Annotated in this window: 12 protein-coding genes; 6 read left to right on the forward strand and 6 right to left on the reverse strand. The window is 59.4% G+C overall.

Features of this window, described 5'->3' with window-relative positions:
• Nucleotides 1-234: 234 nt before the first annotated feature.
• The 3 genes from J3R75_RS04820 to J3R75_RS04830 form a co-directional block, all read right to left on the reverse strand.
• The gene (locus J3R75_RS04820; RefSeq protein ID WP_307260224.1) at nt 235-1,383 is read right to left on the reverse strand and encodes a Gfo/Idh/MocA family protein; all 1,149 of its coding nucleotides are present in this window, start codon (nt 1,381-1,383) and stop codon (nt 235-237) included.
• A 29-nt stretch (nt 1,384-1,412) separates the two neighbouring features.
• Complete coding sequence (locus J3R75_RS04825) at nt 1,413-2,183, reverse strand: SDR family NAD(P)-dependent oxidoreductase (RefSeq protein ID WP_307260225.1); 771 nt, start codon at nt 2,181-2,183, stop codon at nt 1,413-1,415.
• Between the two features lie 285 nt (nt 2,184-2,468).
• Nucleotides 2,469-2,591: a hypothetical protein gene (locus J3R75_RS04830; protein WP_307260226.1), complete on the reverse strand. Its 123-nt coding sequence runs from the start codon at nt 2,589-2,591 to the stop codon at nt 2,469-2,471.
• A gap of 99 nt (nt 2,592-2,690) precedes the next feature.
• Here J3R75_RS04830 and J3R75_RS04835 point away from each other — a divergent pair, with 99 nt between their 5' ends.
• From J3R75_RS04835 to J3R75_RS04855, 5 genes are all read left to right on the forward strand, one after another.
• Nucleotides 2,691-3,734 (forward strand): DUF6786 family protein, encoded by a 1,044-nt coding sequence (locus tag J3R75_RS04835; protein WP_307260227.1) that lies wholly within the window; start codon nt 2,691-2,693, stop codon nt 3,732-3,734.
• Nucleotides 3,731-4,609, forward strand: coding sequence for a polysaccharide deacetylase family protein (locus J3R75_RS04840; RefSeq protein ID WP_307260228.1), 879 nt, complete (start codon nt 3,731-3,733; stop codon nt 4,607-4,609). The genes J3R75_RS04835 and J3R75_RS04840 overlap by 4 nt, the downstream gene beginning before the upstream one ends.
• A gap of 10 nt (nt 4,610-4,619) precedes the next feature.
• Entirely contained in the window at nt 4,620-5,774 is a 1,155-nt protein-coding gene (locus J3R75_RS04845; RefSeq protein WP_307260229.1) for a M24 family metallopeptidase, read from the forward strand.
• Between the two features lie 78 nt (nt 5,775-5,852).
• A complete protein-coding gene (locus J3R75_RS04850; protein WP_307260230.1) occupies nt 5,853-6,845 on the forward strand; it encodes a class I SAM-dependent methyltransferase in 993 nt (330 codons plus the stop codon).
• Nucleotides 6,846-6,996: 151 nt separating this feature from the next.
• Nucleotides 6,997-8,877, forward strand: a complete 1,881-nt coding sequence (locus J3R75_RS04855; protein WP_307260231.1) for a right-handed parallel beta-helix repeat-containing protein — start codon at nt 6,997-6,999, stop codon at nt 8,875-8,877.
• Nucleotides 8,878-8,909: 32 nt separating this feature from the next.
• Here J3R75_RS04855 and J3R75_RS04860 read toward each other — a convergent pair whose 3' ends face one another.
• From J3R75_RS04860 to J3R75_RS04870, 3 genes are all read right to left on the reverse strand, one after another.
• On the reverse strand, nt 8,910-10,232 hold the full coding sequence (locus J3R75_RS04860; protein WP_307260232.1) for a 5-methylcytosine restriction system specificity protein McrC: 1,323 nt from the start codon (nt 10,230-10,232) through the stop codon (nt 8,910-8,912).
• 3 nt (nt 10,233-10,235) lie between these two features.
• Nucleotides 10,236-12,530 (reverse strand): AAA family ATPase, encoded by a 2,295-nt coding sequence (locus tag J3R75_RS04865; RefSeq protein ID WP_307260233.1) that lies wholly within the window; start codon nt 12,528-12,530, stop codon nt 10,236-10,238.
• A 95-nt stretch (nt 12,531-12,625) separates the two neighbouring features.
• Nucleotides 12,626-13,705, reverse strand: coding sequence for an NERD domain-containing protein (locus J3R75_RS04870; protein ID WP_307260234.1), 1,080 nt, complete (start codon nt 13,703-13,705; stop codon nt 12,626-12,628).
• 1,138 nt (nt 13,706-14,843) lie between these two features.
• Here J3R75_RS04870 and J3R75_RS04875 point away from each other — a divergent pair.
• The gene (locus tag J3R75_RS04875) at nt 14,844-15,869 is read left to right on the forward strand and encodes a metallophosphoesterase family protein (protein WP_307260235.1); all 1,026 of its coding nucleotides are present in this window, start codon (nt 14,844-14,846) and stop codon (nt 15,867-15,869) included.
• Nucleotides 15,870-16,154: the final 285 nt, after the last annotated feature.

The following is a 16,154-nucleotide window of genomic DNA, read 5'->3' on the forward strand; positions in this document are numbered from 1 at the left end:
CCGCACGTCCCACCGCAGCGTTGCGGTGGCATTAGGATACTGCCGCCATGCCTGGTTACAAGCAACCCTTCCGACCGATCAGACCGATCAGACCGATCAGACCGATCAGACCGATCAAATCGACGATCCGTCCGATCCGTCCGATCCGTCCGATCCGTCCGATCCGTCCGATCCGTCCGATCCGTCCGCGATACAAGACCGTCGATCCGAGTGCGCTACAAAGTCTGGTCCCGTTCATTCGCGGTTCAGCGGGTGCTTTCGGTCCTCCAGGGGCAGCGCCACTGGGCGGCCGGCCAGATGGGCCGCGTAGACGCCGACGATCATTTCCAGCGACGTGAGTACATTGGCCGCGCTGGAGATGGGCTCGCTATCGTCGTCGATCGACTGCAGAAGGTCCCAGGCGGCGAGGCGGTTGTTGTCGGCGTAATACTGGTGGCTGTAGTTGCCGGCAGCCAGTCCCATGGCGGCGTAATCCAGGGGCACCGCGCCTGGAATATTACGCGTTTCGGTCAATGGCACGTCCTCAAAGACCGCCTGATCTTCGAAGGGCAAGGTCGCCGAGCGGTTGATGCGCAACGGCCGTTTGCCGTCGTAACGGACCGCAAGCGAGCCCTTGGTACCCACGACGACCAGCCCCATGCGCTGGCATGGGCCGCGCCCGACCAGCCCGCGGCGACTCTCGAAGATGCCGTTGACACCACCGGGGAAGCGATAGAACGCCAGCACTTCGTCGCCGACACAGGGCCCGATGGGCTCTTCCGTCTTGCAGCGGTCCTGCGCGGTGGTGGGCCGGCCGTCGAGCTGGCGGACGTCTGCCCAGACCTGCTCCGGCGCGCCGAACAGGTACACGCCGAGATCGAGGATGTGCGAGCCCAAGACCATCATGTCTTCGCCGCCACCGCGGGAGTCTTCCTTGCCGCGACCGTAGAAGGTCAGTACCCGGCCGATCTCACCGGCCTCAATCATCTGCTTCATAGTGCGGAAAACCAATGCGTAACGACCCAGATGGGCGACGACGATTTTCAGGCGCCGCTGCGCCGCCAGCGCAATCAGCTCGTCGGCTTCGTCCAGCTCGGCGACAAAGGGCTTCTCGCATATGACATGGCAACCGTGCTCGAGCGCGAACTTGATCTGCTCGTAATGCTCGTCCGGCGAACGCGAGCAGTCGGCGACGATATCGGGTTTTTCGACCTCGATCATCTCGCGGTAATTCGTGTAACGCCGTTTGGCGCCGGTCAGGCGCAAACGGTCGTCGATGCCCTCGTCATTGGCATCGCAGAGCGCCGCGATGTCGACGCCGGGTAGCCCCGTGAAAGACAAGTGGGTGTAGTGCCCGCCGAGGCGGCCACCGCCCGTATGATAGATGATGCAGACTTTTTTCATGGCGTGTGTCGTTGTCACTCTTGTTGTTGTTAGATTTTGCCGGCTTTGGGGCCGAGGGTGCGGCCACCATCAACGATGTAGTTGCTGCCGGTAATAAAGGACGCCTCCTCGGATGCCAAAAAGGCGACCATCGACGCCAGTTCGGAAGGCCGCCCCTGGCGCTTCACGTAGGTGCCCTCGCTCGTCGGCATCACCTCGGGCTCCTCGCCCACCGCATAGCGCGCCACCAGCCCCGGCGACACGCAATTGACATTGATGTTCTTCGGGCCCACTTCAATGGCCAGCGCCTTGGTAAAGCCGATAATACCCGCCTTCGCCGCCGAATAATCCGCACGCTGCTCAATACCGACTTCGGCGGCAATGGACGCGATGTTGATGATCTTGCCATACTCCCGGCTGAGCATACCCGGCAACACCGCCTGCGTGCAACGCATCGTGCCGCCGAGGTTAAGGTCGAGCACCCACTGCCAGATGTCCTCCTGCGCGTCCTTGAACTCGGTCAGGGCCTTGCGCAACGCGGCGCTGCCACCGGCGTTGTTGACCAGGATGTCAATCCGACCGAAGCGTTCCTCCACGGCGCTGGTCATCGCCCGCACTGACGCCGTCTCAAGCACGTCAGCCACAAACGCGGCCGCGCGACCGCCGGCCTTTTCGATAACCAGCACGGTCTTCTCCGCTTGTTCCAACGTGCGGTCCGTCACGGCGACGACCGCGCCTTCCTGCGCAAGGCGCAGGCAGATCGCCCCGCCGATCGCGCCACCACCGCCGGTGACGACGGCGACTTTGTCTTTGAGCTTCATTCTTGCGTCCTTAGGTTGTAGTGAAGGTGCGAGCCTACTTATCTGCGCTCGCGTCATATTTGCCGGTCCAGAAATAGCCATTGTAGCCCGCCAGAACTCGCGCTTTTACTGCACCTGTCTCAAAGCTATTGGTGACGACGATATTGGCAAGACTACTTCACAATAAAAAATTGAAAATATCACGGTAAAACTTGAGCCATTTACAAGAAAAACACGAAAACGTGCAAAAACAACGAATGAATAACGTCTCACCGCGCCAGCGATAGGCATGCCGTGCATCCATTATCAATGACTCCTCCTATGAAACACGCTGCCGCAAAGGTCGGCGGAAGTCAAGGTCGAATGGCTGGGCGGCGACTGGCCGTGGGTTTCCTGCAAATTGTCCCAGCGAAGCGCCGGGGTGTACACTGACCGATTACCCGCCGCCGTAGTTATTTTTTATCATTGCATTGTTTTGCCCTGCGACCGGGGTATACTTGAGAGCAAGTTAGGGAAAGGTCTTCAGCCATGACAACACCAGCATCACAGTTTTCACCGGCGTGGACGGTTCTTCCGGCTGGTGACGGCACCGTCGCCATGGCGCACGCGCTCCAGGGCCGCATCTTCTGCGAGCTCGACGGTGAAATTGTCCACCGCTATGACGCCGCGCTGGCGTCGGCACCAGCGCCTGACGCCTTCAACAACCTCGGCGGCAACTCGCTGTGGCCGGGGCCGGAAGGCGGCCCCTACGCATTCAATTACCCGCCGGGCGACGGCGGCTGGTACGTCCAGCCGGCAATCAACAGCCAGCCGACCATCGCCGAGGAGTCGACGACGACGCGCCTTGCCGGCGGCAAGGTCGTCAGTCTGCAGAATCGCCGGGGCGTGACACGCCTTTTTGACTACCGCCGCAGCGTAAGCATCCTGGCACCGCAGGATATGAGCGGCCCGTACGGCATCAAGGGCGTCGCCTACAGCTGCACCGATGAATTGCGCGCGCAGGATCCACCCCCGACCGACGATATGCTCTTCTGCGCCTGGTCGCTGGAGCAATTCCCCGGTGGCGACGGCGTCGTCGCCTTTGGAATAACCACCGATGACGCGGCGACGGCCATCAACTGCGATTACTATGGCCATCCCGGCGACCGTCTGCGCTGCGATGGCCAGCTGTTCCGCCTCGCCCTTGGCGGCAAGGACCGTTTCCAGATCGGCATTGCCCACCACAGCCAGCCCAAACTCATCGGCGCCTATGACCCACGCCGCAATCTGCTGATCATCCGCCGCATCAGCAAAATCACCGACAATGGTCTCTATTTCAATATCGCTGACAACGACCAGCCGCGCGGGGCCTTCTCCGCCGCCGATTCCTACAGCATCTTCAATGGCGGCGAAATGGGCTTTTTCGAGCTGGAGACCATCGCGCCGCTACACTGCGACGCGGCTGGCCGCGGCACCCACAGTACGCTCTGCACTGAAACGCTGATCTTCAAAGGCGCGCCAGACCGGCTCGGGCACTGCCTGGAAGATTGCTTCGGCGTTCCGGCCACTTTCATCGGAGGACTGCAGGCATGAACAACATCAAGGTCGTCATCGGTATCGACACCGAAACGGACATCGGCAGCTGGACGCCCTGGTACGAAGGCCTGGTCAATGGCACACCCATTGTCCTCGATCTCTTCCGCAAACACCAGGTCACCGGCACCTTCTACTTCACGGGCGACGCCGCGCGCAAAAATCCCGGCACGGTGCAGGCCGTCAAGGCCGCCGGCCACGAAATCGGCTGCCACACGCTCTTCCACGAAACCATCGGCGATGCGCTCTTCGACATCCCCGGCATGATGCCCATTCTGCCCGAAGAAGTGCCCCTGCGCCTCAAGCTGGCGACGGAGTGGGTCGAGGAGGTCGCCGGCGTCCGCCCGCTGTCCTTCCGCTGTCCGCGGCTCTTCGGCTCGACGGCCGTGGTCAACGCCCTCGACGCGCTCGGCTACCGCACGGACGCCAGCTACCCGATGTATTTCTACCGGGAACGACTGACGCCATACCACCCCGCCGCCGACGACTGGACCAAAGAAGGATCACTGCGACTAGTCGAGCTGCCCAATTTCGCCGACATGGCCATGGAATCCCAAGACAAGTTCGGGCGCGACCGCGATCAGTGGCCGCTCTTCCGCACCGCCGGCGCTGACGAGCTCATGCGCCACATCGACAGCTATGTCGAGTTTTGCACCCACAGAAAAGTCGAGCCCTTCCTCTGCTTCTACTTCCATCCCTGGGAATTCTGGCCCATGCGCCAAGGGCTGATCCACTACGGCGAGGGCTCCGTCCTCCCCGACCCGTTCCTCATCGAAAACTGCGGACCATACGCCGTTGCCCAATTCGACCTGCTCCTGTCGCGCCTCAAAGCGGCCGGAGCGGTATTCCACCAGGCGAAAGACATCACTGCATAGGAGATTCGACATGTACGCCATTCCGAAAAACGAGTACGCCGAGCGCATCGCCAAATTCCAGGCCAATCTCCAGGCCGCCGGCCTCGACGCCGCGCTGGTGCACGGCAACGAAGCCGACTTCGCCAACGTGCGCTATCTCTCCGAATACTGGCCAACTTTCGAGGCCGCCGCGGTGTTCGTGCCCGCCAAAGGCAAACCCGTGCTCGTCATCGGCCCCGAAAGCGAAAAATACGCCCGCGGCCGCAGTGTCATCCCCGACATCTGCCTGATGCTTGAATACCGCGAGTCAGCCGAGCCGAACTACCCCGGCATCGCCGTCGCCCACTATCCGGACGTCGTCGCGCTGTCGGGCTGCGGGCCGCTGCGCAAGCTGGGCATTGTCAGCTACAGCATCACGCCGCTGCCAGTGCTCGACGCGCTCAAACGCGATCTCCCCGGCGTGGAACTGATCAAAGCCGACCACCTCTTCCTGCCCCTGCGCTTCATCAAGAGCGATAACGAGCTGGCCTGCATGCGCCGCGCCTTCGCCATCAGCGAAATCGCTGTCGACGCCATTCTCAACGAGCTCAAGCCCGGCATGACCGAATTCCAGGTCATTGGCATCGCCCAGCGCGAAATCTACCAGCACGGCGGCGAGTACGAAGGCCACGCGCTCTACTGCTTCAGCGGTCCGCGCACCAACAACGCCATTTGCCGGCCGACGCACAAGACCATCCAGGCCAACGAGATCATCCAGCTCAACATCGGCGCCCGCGTCGCCGGCTACTCGTCCAGCGTCGGCCTGCCCCTGTCCATCGGCAAACTGCCCGCGCCGCAAAAACGCCTGGCCGAATTCGGCCTGCAGGCGCACTTCAAGACCATCGAACTCATGCAGGCCGGCAAAGCCGCCGCCGCCGTGGTCAAAGAGTACGAAGAATGGGTCAAAGCACAAGGCTTCGGACAGTACATGCTCTATGGGCCCTGCCACGCCATCGGCATGATGGAAGTCGAACAGCCTTGGATGGAATCAACGTCCACCTTCGACCTCGCCGAAAACATGACCTTCCAGGTCGATACGTTCTTTTCTGCCGACGACTTCGGCCTCCGCTGGGAAAATGGCGTCGCCGTCCAAAAACACGGCGTCGAAAAAATGTCATCCAAATTCATGCGCCTGATCGAACTGTAACCAGCCCGCGCTGCACAGCCCACAAACAACACCCCAATCGCCCGGCACGGCCACCAACCGCCCGGGCGAGCGGGCCTTATGGCCGTGCGGCTCCCGACGATTCTTCTTTCCCCCTGCGCCTATCTGGTTTATGTCGGCGACGACGTCGTTGCCACCAGCGCCGTGAGCTATTTTCAGCTCAAGCCGACCTACCACAACCACAATGGTCTTTACCGTCGCTTCGCACCCAATCATCACCACGACCAGAAAAGCAATGCCATGAGCAAGCCCGCACAGTCCGATGTCTTCAGCCAAGAAGAACAGTTTCACGATGACTGGGCCAAGACCATCCACAGTGATGACATTGACGTGGATACCTTCTTCACCTGCCCGTCCTGCGTTGAAAACAAACTCATCGCTGACTGGCTCGGCGATGTCCACGGCAAAAAAATCCTCGAGCTCGGCTGCGGCGCCGGCGAGGCGTCGGTCTTTCTAGCCAAACGCGGCGGCGACGTGACGGCGACAGATATCTCTGGCGAGATGCTCAAAGTCGCCGACGAGCTGGCCCGCAACAATGGCGTGACTATCGCAACCAGCAAATGCCTGTCGCACGCGCTAAGCTTCCCCGACGCGTCCTTCGATGTCGTCTACTGCGCCAATCTCCTCCACCATGTCGATATCGACGCAACGCTCGCCGAGGTCCGGCGAGTGCTGAAGACCGGCGGCATCTTTGTCGCCTGGGAACCCCTGGCGCACAATCCAGTCATCAATGTCTACCGCCGCATGGCTGACAAAGTCCGTACCGCCGACGAACACCCCCTCACCATGGCCCAAATCAAGACGCTGTCGCGCTACTTCAGCTCCATTCAGACGCAAATGACCTGGTTCTTCACCCTCGCCGTCTTCCTCAAATTCTACTTCGTCGATCATGTCCATCCCAACGACGAACGCTACTGGAAGAAAATCGTCTACGACTTTCCGCGCTTTGCCGGCCTCTACCTCTTCCTCGAAAAGGCCGACCGCATTTTTCTGCGCTGCCTGCCCTTCATGCGACGCTACTGCTGGAACGTCGTCCTCCTCTGCAAAAAATAACGGCGCTGCCGTCGTGCCACTACCCCCCCCTGCCCGAAGTGCGACCGCACCGACGGTTGCAGCCAATCGCGGCGAGTGTACATTCAGCTCGACGGCTGATTTTCCGGCACATACGCAAACAGGAACGGACCACAACACGGAGTTTTACAGCATGAAATCCTTGCTTCTAGTGAGTATGGCAGTCATGATGGCGACCGGCGCCCGGGCCGCCGAAAAAGTCATCGCCTCGGCCTTCGGTTTCAACGCCGAAAATGCCACCGCGTGCCTGCAGGAGGCCATCGCCAGCGGCGCCAAAACGGTGGTCGTGGACAACACCGGCCACGACTGGATCGTCAGCCCCATCGCCCTGCGTTCCGACCTGGAGCTGGTCTTCGCCGACGGCGTGGTCGTCCGCGCTCTGCCGGGCGCCTTCCACGCGCTAAACGACGCCCTCTTTGCGGCCCAAAACTGCCAAGACGTCACCCTGCGCGGCGAGGGCTTGGCGCGTCTCGTCATGAACAAGCAGGACTACCAGGACGCCGCCGTCTACAAGCGCTCTGAATGGCGGCATCTCATCAATATCCGCGGCTGCGAAAATGTCCGCATCGAACATCTGACGCTGGAAAGCAGCGGCGGCGACGGCATCTACATCGGCTCCACCCGCGACATGCCAGGATGCAAAAATGTCCTCATTAACGCCATTACCGCCCGTGACCAACACCGACAGGGCATCAGCGTCATCAGCGCGGAAAAGCTGCGCATCAGCAACAGCAGCTTCAATGGCACCAAAGGTACCGCCCCCGCCGCCGGCATCGACTTCGAACCCAACCACGCCCGCGAATGGCTCGATGACTGCGTCGTCGAAAACTGCGAGTTCAACGACAACGCCGGAGCCGGCATGACGCTCTACCTGAACAAGCTGACGGCCGAATCGCGGCCCATCTCGGTGCTCTTCAAGAACTGCCGCATGGCCGGCAACTCGCGAAATTTCAGCATCGGCGCCGCCGATGTCTCGCCCGTCAAGGGCAGTCTGCGCCTCGAAAACTGCCATCTCAGCGGCGCCCGCCACGCCGAGATGGTCATCGCCAACCAGCAGGAAGGTGGGCTGGACTTCAGCATCGCCGACTGTGTCCTGGACTGCCGCAGCAGCAACTCGCGCGGGCTGACCATCAGCAGCCGCAGCCTCACCGACGTCAGCGGCATCCGCTTCGCCAATCTGAGCATCCTGCCCGGAGAGCAGCCGCCACTGTCATTCCAAAGCGGCACCGGCAGCGGCATCAAGGACCTCCAGGGCACGATCAGCATCGCCGGACAGCCCTTCGACCTCGCGGCCTTCGTCGCCGCCAACAAACCCGATGAGGACCTGAAGCAGTTCAGCGGCGCGCCCCTGGACCTCAAGAAGCTGCGCCCCATTGGCAACAGCGCGCGCAATGCCCTACCCCACTGCCGATTCCGCCACCGCATTAAATTCCTGCAGTACATCGAGGGCGGCCGCGACCTGCCACTGGTCTTCACCGCCAGCCAGGTCAATAATGCGCCCCTGAACATCAAACTGGCGGTACGCGACAGCAATGACACCATCATTGACGACGTCGTCATCACCACGTCGCCATTCACTTACGTCGCCGAAGCCGCCGCCAACGACGTCTGGTCTTTCGAATTCGATACCGGCACCAACACCATCAGCATCGACTACGCCGCGCCGGGCCAGGCAATCTGCACCGACAGCCCCGTCGGCATCTTCCGCAGCGCCGACCACAGCTTCTTCTTCATGGTCCCCGCCGGCGTCAAGGACATCGCCATCAAGATCGCCCCCGATCCCAACGAGCCGGTCAGCGCCGCGCTCATTGACCCGGCCGGCAAGACCGTCCACGCCATCGCCGACGCCACCAACGCCTTCATCCTCAAACACCACCGCGAAGACGCCGCCAAAGATGAAATCTGGAGCCTGGCCTTCCCCTCCGCCCTCGAAGACTACAGCTTCCGCCTCGGCGCGCCACTGCCCCCGCTGGTCGCCACCGCCCCCGAAAACCTCCTCATCGTCAATCCTTGAATTCCCCACCGCGCCAGCAGCACGCGCCATGCTCACAGGGCGGCCATGGCCGCTGGCGCGCCCAGTGCCTGGCAAGTATTGGCAAAGGCGCGTTCGCTAATCGCCATGGCGGCGCTGAACTGCGTAAATTCTGACGACATTGAGGGAATGGCAAATGGCAGTGTGCCGAGGTCACCGCCGTAGCCATTGAGAGTGCCTTCCCGGGTAGCATGGGCATCGCTCTCTTGGGTCGGGAAGGCAAAATAGCCGTGCCCGGCACTGGTCACGTGCAAGTAGGCGATCATCTGGAAGCGATCTTCGCGGGATATTCCATTCTGATCCATACGCTTGTATTTCGCGTCGATCACCACGTCGTCCTTGTGGAAATCGGGGTAGATCACGCCGCGATGATCCTGATACAGATAAAGCCGCCCGCGGCCCGTTTTGTTCTCGGGGTGACGGTAGCCGCAGTCGCGGAGAATGGTCGCCAGGTATTCTTCCCACAGCCAAGCACCGTCAAAGACCATGCCATGCACGGAACGTTCGTCCTGGCCGTAGTTGATCTTTTCATGCTGGAGTATCTGCAGGCATAAGGTCTGCAACGCCGCGTACTCGGTGAAATAGGGATGCCGAACGGGCCGGAGGTTTGTGGCAATGACCCGGCTGCGATCTTGCCGGCAATACGCCGGCGTGGCCATGCGCACCGCCGCCACGGCGGCTCGCATGGACTCGGTGCAGCCCAACAGCCTGGAGTACAAGGCACTGTGAGCGATGTATTCAACCGTGTGCCTGACCAGCTGCATCAGGGCATTGTCCGCCGTTCGCTCACGGGTACTGTAGGCGATGCGACCGGCAAATGGCTGATTACGCTGCACCTGCCGGGCAACGTTTATCGTGCCACGCAGAGCGCTGTCGTTGTAGTCGCGGCGCTGATAGGCACGGAAGAGCCCCTGGCCCAGCGCCCGCTGCAGGCAATGGGGGAACATATACACCAGCAAGTCCCACTGCCAGGCAGGCGCTGCACCAACCGGCAAGTCGAGTATGGTGATGCCCATGACCCGCTGAAGCATATAGTGCAGGAAGTACTGCGCGCCTGACTGGTCAAAACGCGAATGGATGAACAGCTGCACGCCATCAATTCCGATATAGCCGAGGACATTGCCCGTCTGCAGCTGCCCGCCGTGGAACTCAAAAATGCTCTGGCGCTCAATGCCATCGCGATGAACGCCGAGACTGTGGGGATAAATCAGCAGCCGGCGCTCTTTCTGCAGCTCGTCGAACGACAATCCCGCCAGCGGGCTGAGTGCCTGCAGGACATCAGCCGGCAAGGGCTCCGCACTGCGGCTATTGTCACACATGACCAGCGATTGGATCATTGCTCAGTCCTCGGCAAGTTGGCCGAAATATGCTTTTTCGAATTCCACCAGCCGCTCAGATTGCTCAGGCGTCCCACGCAAATACTCCTTCAGAAGCGGCGCGAGGTCACACCGCCACAGTTTGCTGAAGTCGCCCTGGTAATGATTGAGCTTGAGAAAATAAGCAGGGCCAATGTGATAGGCGCTGCCTAAAACCTCGTAGTCCCCGATAGCTTTATTCAACCGCAGCAGATAATCCCTCGCTGCGTCTTTGTATGCCGGCATGCTCTGATCCCACATCGCCAAATTTTCGTCCGCGCCAATGTCCACCCAAGTGAAACGCCGACGGATGGCAAAGTCCATGCTTTCGACTCCGCGGTCAATGTCATTCATGGTGCCGATGATATACACGTTCTCCGGCACGTAAAAGCCATCGGCAAAAATATCACCGCTGTTCTTCAGCAAATTCGCGTACTGCGTCTGGACGCGTCCCGATGGGCCACGATAGCCTGGATCAATCGCAAAGAACAGCTCGCCGAAGACCTTCGAAATATCACCGCGGTTGATCTCGTCAATGATAAAAACGAATTTCTGCTTGGAGTCCCCAGGTGCCTTGTCTTCTTTCAGGCCCCAGAGGGTATTGAGCACTGCCCAGTAGGCCGAGCTGTTGCAACCGCCGATCACCTGTACAATGCCGTCGTTGATGTTGCTGATGGCCTGCAGCGCCGCTCGATCCGGATAGGCCTTCGCCAACTTCTCCAAGCGCCGATAGGACACGGTGTAGGTCGCCTCCGAATTTTCACCAAGAGCTTGGACGATGATGTTGTTATTCGGCGTTAGCTCCACAACTTGGATGCTACCTCCTCTTTTCTGGGTAAACGAATCCACTTCGCCGCTTTGGATTTTCTGCAGCAGCTGCGCGAAAAGCTCCGGCAGGGTCACTGCCGGCTTGACGCTGGCGGCCTTCTTGCAAAAGTCCTTGAACAGCCCGTCCTGTCGCACGAAGCCGATGGCGCCGTTCTCGTCGGGTGCCGTGGGCCGCAGCCCTTCCACGAAATCGGTGTAGTCAAAAGACGGGTGAAACTGACAGAGACAAACATGTGGCGAATCCTTGTCGTTATCACCCGTGATCGCGTAGGCCAGCTGGCGGGCTAAATAGGTCTTGCCCGTGCCGGGGGCGCCGGTCAAGATGATCTGGTGCGTCGCCAACAGCAAATCCAGCAAATCCTGGCGAACCGGCACTACCGTAGCAGCCAGGGCCCGCTTTAGCTCCGGCTTGAACTCCCAGGCGAAGTGCTTATCGGCAGCCGATTCACCCAAAAAGACCACCTTCCACCAGATCGGCTTGTCTTCACCATCCATTTCTATGGGACACTGGTACGCCTCAAGGATGCGCTTAACCCAGCCCACGACCACGCCGACGTAAACCGTGGGATGCTCATGATAGCGAGTGGCGACCTCGTAACAGGTCGCCTTACCGCCAAAGCTCTGCCATTTTTTCAGTAAGTCCTGTGCCATCGGCGTGGTGATGTCCGGCGAAGCCAGTATTTCCCGCCATTGCGCCTCACTCAGATCGGTGGCTTCCGTCGCGCCATTATCGTGCCAGGATATGAAGATGAAATCCTGCACGTCGAGCATACACAGAAAATCCCCCTGCTGAATGGCGGCGAAATCCCGTTCGACGTCCATCGCCCGGAGTTTCTCCGCAGATGTCACTGGCCGCCCCAGTTTCTGCGCCAGCAGCGGCAGAAGCACCTCCTGCGCCAGCTCGAACCAGCGCATCAAGCTCATGCCACCCAGCCCCAGGTCTTTCGCCGCCAGACGAAACACCTCGGTGGGATACGGCATATAACGCAAGGGATCGCGCAGGAATAGAAACGCGGCGATGTCGCGGTCGGATATCGTCCGCTTGCACATGCTCTTGTTCGTCCACTGGAACAATGGATGCGCCTTGATGGCGTCGAGATTATCGCTGCTGTCAAAAAGAGCCAGTGCCGCCCGCAGTTCATCGTCGGTACCTTTGGTTCCCTTGAGAATATCGTCGTACCAACTACCATAGCTGCGCGTGGATAGCAGGTTGTTCTCCTTGTCCATAAGCCAGGCATTCAGTGTCTCACGGTCATGAACGGCCTGGCCATGCCACTGTTGCAGCAAGCGCCACTTGTACAGCTCGTCCTTGAACAGTTCGGAATCCCGGCGCCGCTCAAGATAGACAGCCATTTTCGCCTGCATGCGTTCCCAGGACGCGGCGACCGCCGCGTCGTCCTGCCCCTGCAAATACTGCCCATAGCGCGCACGCATCTCATCCATCGTCGTCATCTCCATCTCCATCTCATTCGCTAACCACAACACGCCATACAGCCAGGCATGCCTTGCTGCCGTCGAACATAGAGCACACGCCCATTACCGCCAGCTCACAAACCATCAGTAAAGTACAAAGCCGACAAATTACAGGGGTCACAGTATATGAAATATTCATTCCCCTGCTTGCGTATGCGTAGCTTTTCACCACAACCTGGGCATTTGTAGTTAATTGAAAAATTCTTACCACAGGCTTGGCAATGCCAATAGTAGTTTTTGTATTTCGCCCCCCACAGAATGCTCACTTTGCCACGACATTCTGGGCAGCAGCTCAGCGAATCAATCGCGCCATCGTTTTCCGTCGCCGACGACGATCCTGACGATTGCGGCGGCCGATCAGAAGCAGCCGGGACTGACGTGGCTGACATGGTGGTAGGTGTGGGTGCAGATGCTTGTGAACGCGCTGCCGTTGGTTGACGCGCTGCATCTGGCCCGTGAGTTATTGGCGCCTTCCCTGCGGACTGCTTTTTTGCTGGCTGCTGCTCGTGAATCTGCAGGAGAAAGGCCACCGTCTTTTGCACATCTTCCATCGGCATGGACCACGACGGGTCGGATTTTCCAAACAACGTATCGGCTTTTTTGTAGTCACCGTACAATTCGACAATTCGGTCGGTCACCAAGTCAGCTTTCATCACAACACCAGCATGAATGTCGTTGCCAGCAGGAGGGATAACTCGGCCAGCATCAGAAATAGCAACAATGGTATGTATCGGCAACCCCATGAATCCACCCTGCGCCAGTCCGAAGAGAACCTTCCGGCGCAGCTGCTCCCGATTGGCCTGCATTATTTCGCGCAAGGCACATTCCTGATTTTTTGCCTGCTGCACAGGGCTGGGCATCCCCGTGTAGTGATTATCCCAAAGTCGCAGCCACTGCCCGGTGGCATCATATTTCACCACCGATGTCACACTTTTACTCTCGATGATGAACGCGGCGTATTGCGAGACAACCAAATGGTCAATCTGCGTATAGGTGCCATCAAGAGCACGAAACCTCAGGCCATTGATGATATAAAAATTCTCGTCGCTATGGAAACGCCGTTTCAGGTAAAACGCTATCTGCTCTTCTGCTTTCCGTCCATTTTTCTCCCACGAATTCGTGACTTCAATCTCATCAAGTTCCTTGCTGATCATTGCTCCAACCTTGTTTTTGGGACTCGGCCCTACTCAAAGACGTTGCCACCTTCCCCAAGTGCCCCAGTCTACTGGACACCCATATGGGTAGGAAAGGCCGTCTATCATCTCACCAGTTCCCCACATTAAGCGACTACACTACGGCTTCAGACCGATCATGCTCGCCCACGCACGACAGTGACTTGCCAATATAAGCACGATAATCGCGGGCCGCTCAACCTCACCCAAGAAATAGTTAATGTGCGAAATCTTGTGATGAACACTTGTAGTTGCCAACCAATGATTCCAGGTATAAATAAGAACTATTCTCTTCTTATGGAGAAAACTTTTTACACTAACCTGCTCCCATGAAACCGATGCTCTTCACTTTACGGTATCCATGGCACTTGTTCAGCCAGGCAGCCTTTTCTCGTCGCGCATTTCCGCCGCGAAGCGGCAGAAGCGCTGAAAGCGCGACGCATACCAGCCCAGGGCAAGCGGCGCCGAAGGCGCGCGCCGCCCTGGGTGGCGCGCCATATTGGTCCGTGTTCCATTGCCTCTTTGGCCCCAGTCGGCGCAGCTGACTGGGGCCAAAGAGGCAATGGAACTCATTGATTGCTGCGGCGGGCACGTTTGCGTGTGACTGTTTGGAGGTCGGGTAAGGTCATGATCCCAGGCGACGGTGCGGGCGGGACGCCCGCACCACGGCCGGGAGACGGGCGCGCGACGCATACCAGCCCAGGGATAGAGCCCACGACGCAGACAAAGGGTTCGAAACTACTGTGTCAAGTCTCTCTTTCTATCACAAGATTTCGCACATTACCAAGAAATAACATTTTTACCATAATGCCCCACTCGCTGACACTGGCGGTTACCGTGGTTTGTGCCGGCGCGCCCCCCCAAAAAACGCCTGTGTTGCCTGGCAAGACGCAGTGGCCGGTCCTATCTTAGCGCACGAGGTTATAGTGGGCGTGTCGGCAACGCCATTCCGCACGCTGCGGCGGAGCGCCGCGACGGTACGCCGGCTGGTCGCCGGCTTACGCCTGTCCTGCATGTTCCACCACGAACACATCAGCAACACCCGAGCCAATAATACCTTCACCGCGCCCACCCCACCCGGGGCTTATTTACCACGCGGCAAACCGGAAAGGGCCTTGTCATGACGCGACGTGATTTTCTCAGCACCGGCGCGCTGCTTGGCGCGAGTCTCAGCGTGCTGCCCGGACGGGCGTTGGCCAAGGACGACGTCGTCAGCACCACTGCCGCCGCCAGCGAAGTGCGCTTCAGCGCGTTTGCGGACATCCATTACTACCCGCGTGTCTTTCCCCACGACAGCCGCGAATGGCTTGAGCGGATTCTCGACCGCGCCACCCGCGAGAAGGTCGATTTCGTCATTCATGCGGGCGATTTCACCCACAAGCCTAAGGAGTTCAGCGACTACGTCAACTGGTACAACGACTATTCGCTACCGACCTACCACTGCATCGGCAATCACGACGATGACGGCAACAGCCACGATGTCACCCTCGAGTGCTATCGCCTGCAATGCGGGCATTACTTTTTTGACCGCAAGGGCTTCCGCTTCATCGTCGCCGATCCGAACTACTTCTTGCAGGACGGCATCTACACCCACTATTCGGCGAGCAACTACTACAAGATCGGCACGTCGTACGTCCCGCCGGAACAGCTTGAATGGCTCAAAGACGCCATCGGCAACTCGCCCTATCCCTGCGTAATCTTCAGCCATCAGAGCTTCGAACGCGAAATCGGCGGCTGCAAAAACTACGCCGAGGTCCGCAAAATCTTCAATGACGCCAATGCGGCCCACCCCGGCCGCGTCCGCCTGGTCATCAATGGCCATCACCACCGCGATAATCTGCGACTCATCGATGGCGTGCTCTACTTCGACCTCAATTCCGCCAACTACGAGTGGGTCGCCAAGGCGCACGACAAGTACCCGCCCGACGTCCTCGCCAGGCACAGCCTCGCCAAAAACACCGTCATGTACAACGACCCCATCAACGCCATCATCACCATGAACAGCGACGGCCGCATCAAAATCGACGGCATGGAAAGCTCGCTCTTCATGGGCATTACCCGCGAAATGACCGGCAATCCCCGCTACGACGCCCACGGCCGCGAAACCACCGCCCGCGTCCAATCATTGGACATCACCCTGAATTAACCGTGACCTGCCGACCCGTCCGATCAGACCGATCAGACCGATCGGCAATCCGATCCGCCCGATCCGCCCGATCCGTCAGCGAAAAACAGTTACCGAGACCACAAAGCCGTCGGGTCCGCAGAGACGCCGATTATCGCAGATTATTCCCAAAAAGAAATCTGCGTTCATCTGCGGATATATATTCAGCAGACACTCCCGCCGCGACAGCCACGGCCGCGAAACCACCGCCCGCGTTCCAGCAAACACGTATATCCACCCAGCATTGCCAACTATGCACAAGGACAA

Origin of the sequence: Oligosphaera ethanolica, assembly GCF_030814695.1 — a bacterium.
GTDB lineage: Bacteria > Verrucomicrobiota > Lentisphaeria > Oligosphaerales > Oligosphaeraceae > Oligosphaera > Oligosphaera ethanolica.

Coding starts and splice junctions, on each gene's coding strand:
- J3R75_RS04820 (WP_307260224.1), bottom strand. CDS start 1,383: ATGAAAAAAGTCTGCATCATCTATCATACGGGCGGTGGCCGCCTCGGC.
- J3R75_RS04825 (WP_307260225.1), bottom strand. CDS start 2,183: ATGAAGCTCAAAGACAAAGTCGCCGTCGTCACCGGCGGTGGTGGCGCG.
- J3R75_RS04835 (WP_307260227.1), top strand. CDS start 2,691: ATGACAACACCAGCATCACAGTTTTCACCGGCGTGGACGGTTCTTCCG.
- J3R75_RS04840 (WP_307260228.1), top strand. CDS start 3,731: ATGAACAACATCAAGGTCGTCATCGGTATCGACACCGAAACGGACATC.
- J3R75_RS04845 (WP_307260229.1), top strand. CDS start 4,620: ATGTACGCCATTCCGAAAAACGAGTACGCCGAGCGCATCGCCAAATTC.
- J3R75_RS04850 (WP_307260230.1), top strand. CDS start 5,853: ATGGCCGTGCGGCTCCCGACGATTCTTCTTTCCCCCTGCGCCTATCTG.
- J3R75_RS04855 (WP_307260231.1), top strand. CDS start 6,997: ATGAAATCCTTGCTTCTAGTGAGTATGGCAGTCATGATGGCGACCGGC.
- J3R75_RS04860 (WP_307260232.1), bottom strand. CDS start 10,232: ATGATCCAATCGCTGGTCATGTGTGACAATAGCCGCAGTGCGGAGCCC.
- J3R75_RS04865 (WP_307260233.1), bottom strand. CDS start 12,530: ATGACGACGATGGATGAGATGCGTGCGCGCTATGGGCAGTATTTGCAG.
- J3R75_RS04870 (WP_307260234.1), bottom strand. CDS start 13,705: ATGATCAGCAAGGAACTTGATGAGATTGAAGTCACGAATTCGTGGGAG.
- J3R75_RS04875 (WP_307260235.1), top strand. CDS start 14,844: ATGACGCGACGTGATTTTCTCAGCACCGGCGCGCTGCTTGGCGCGAGT.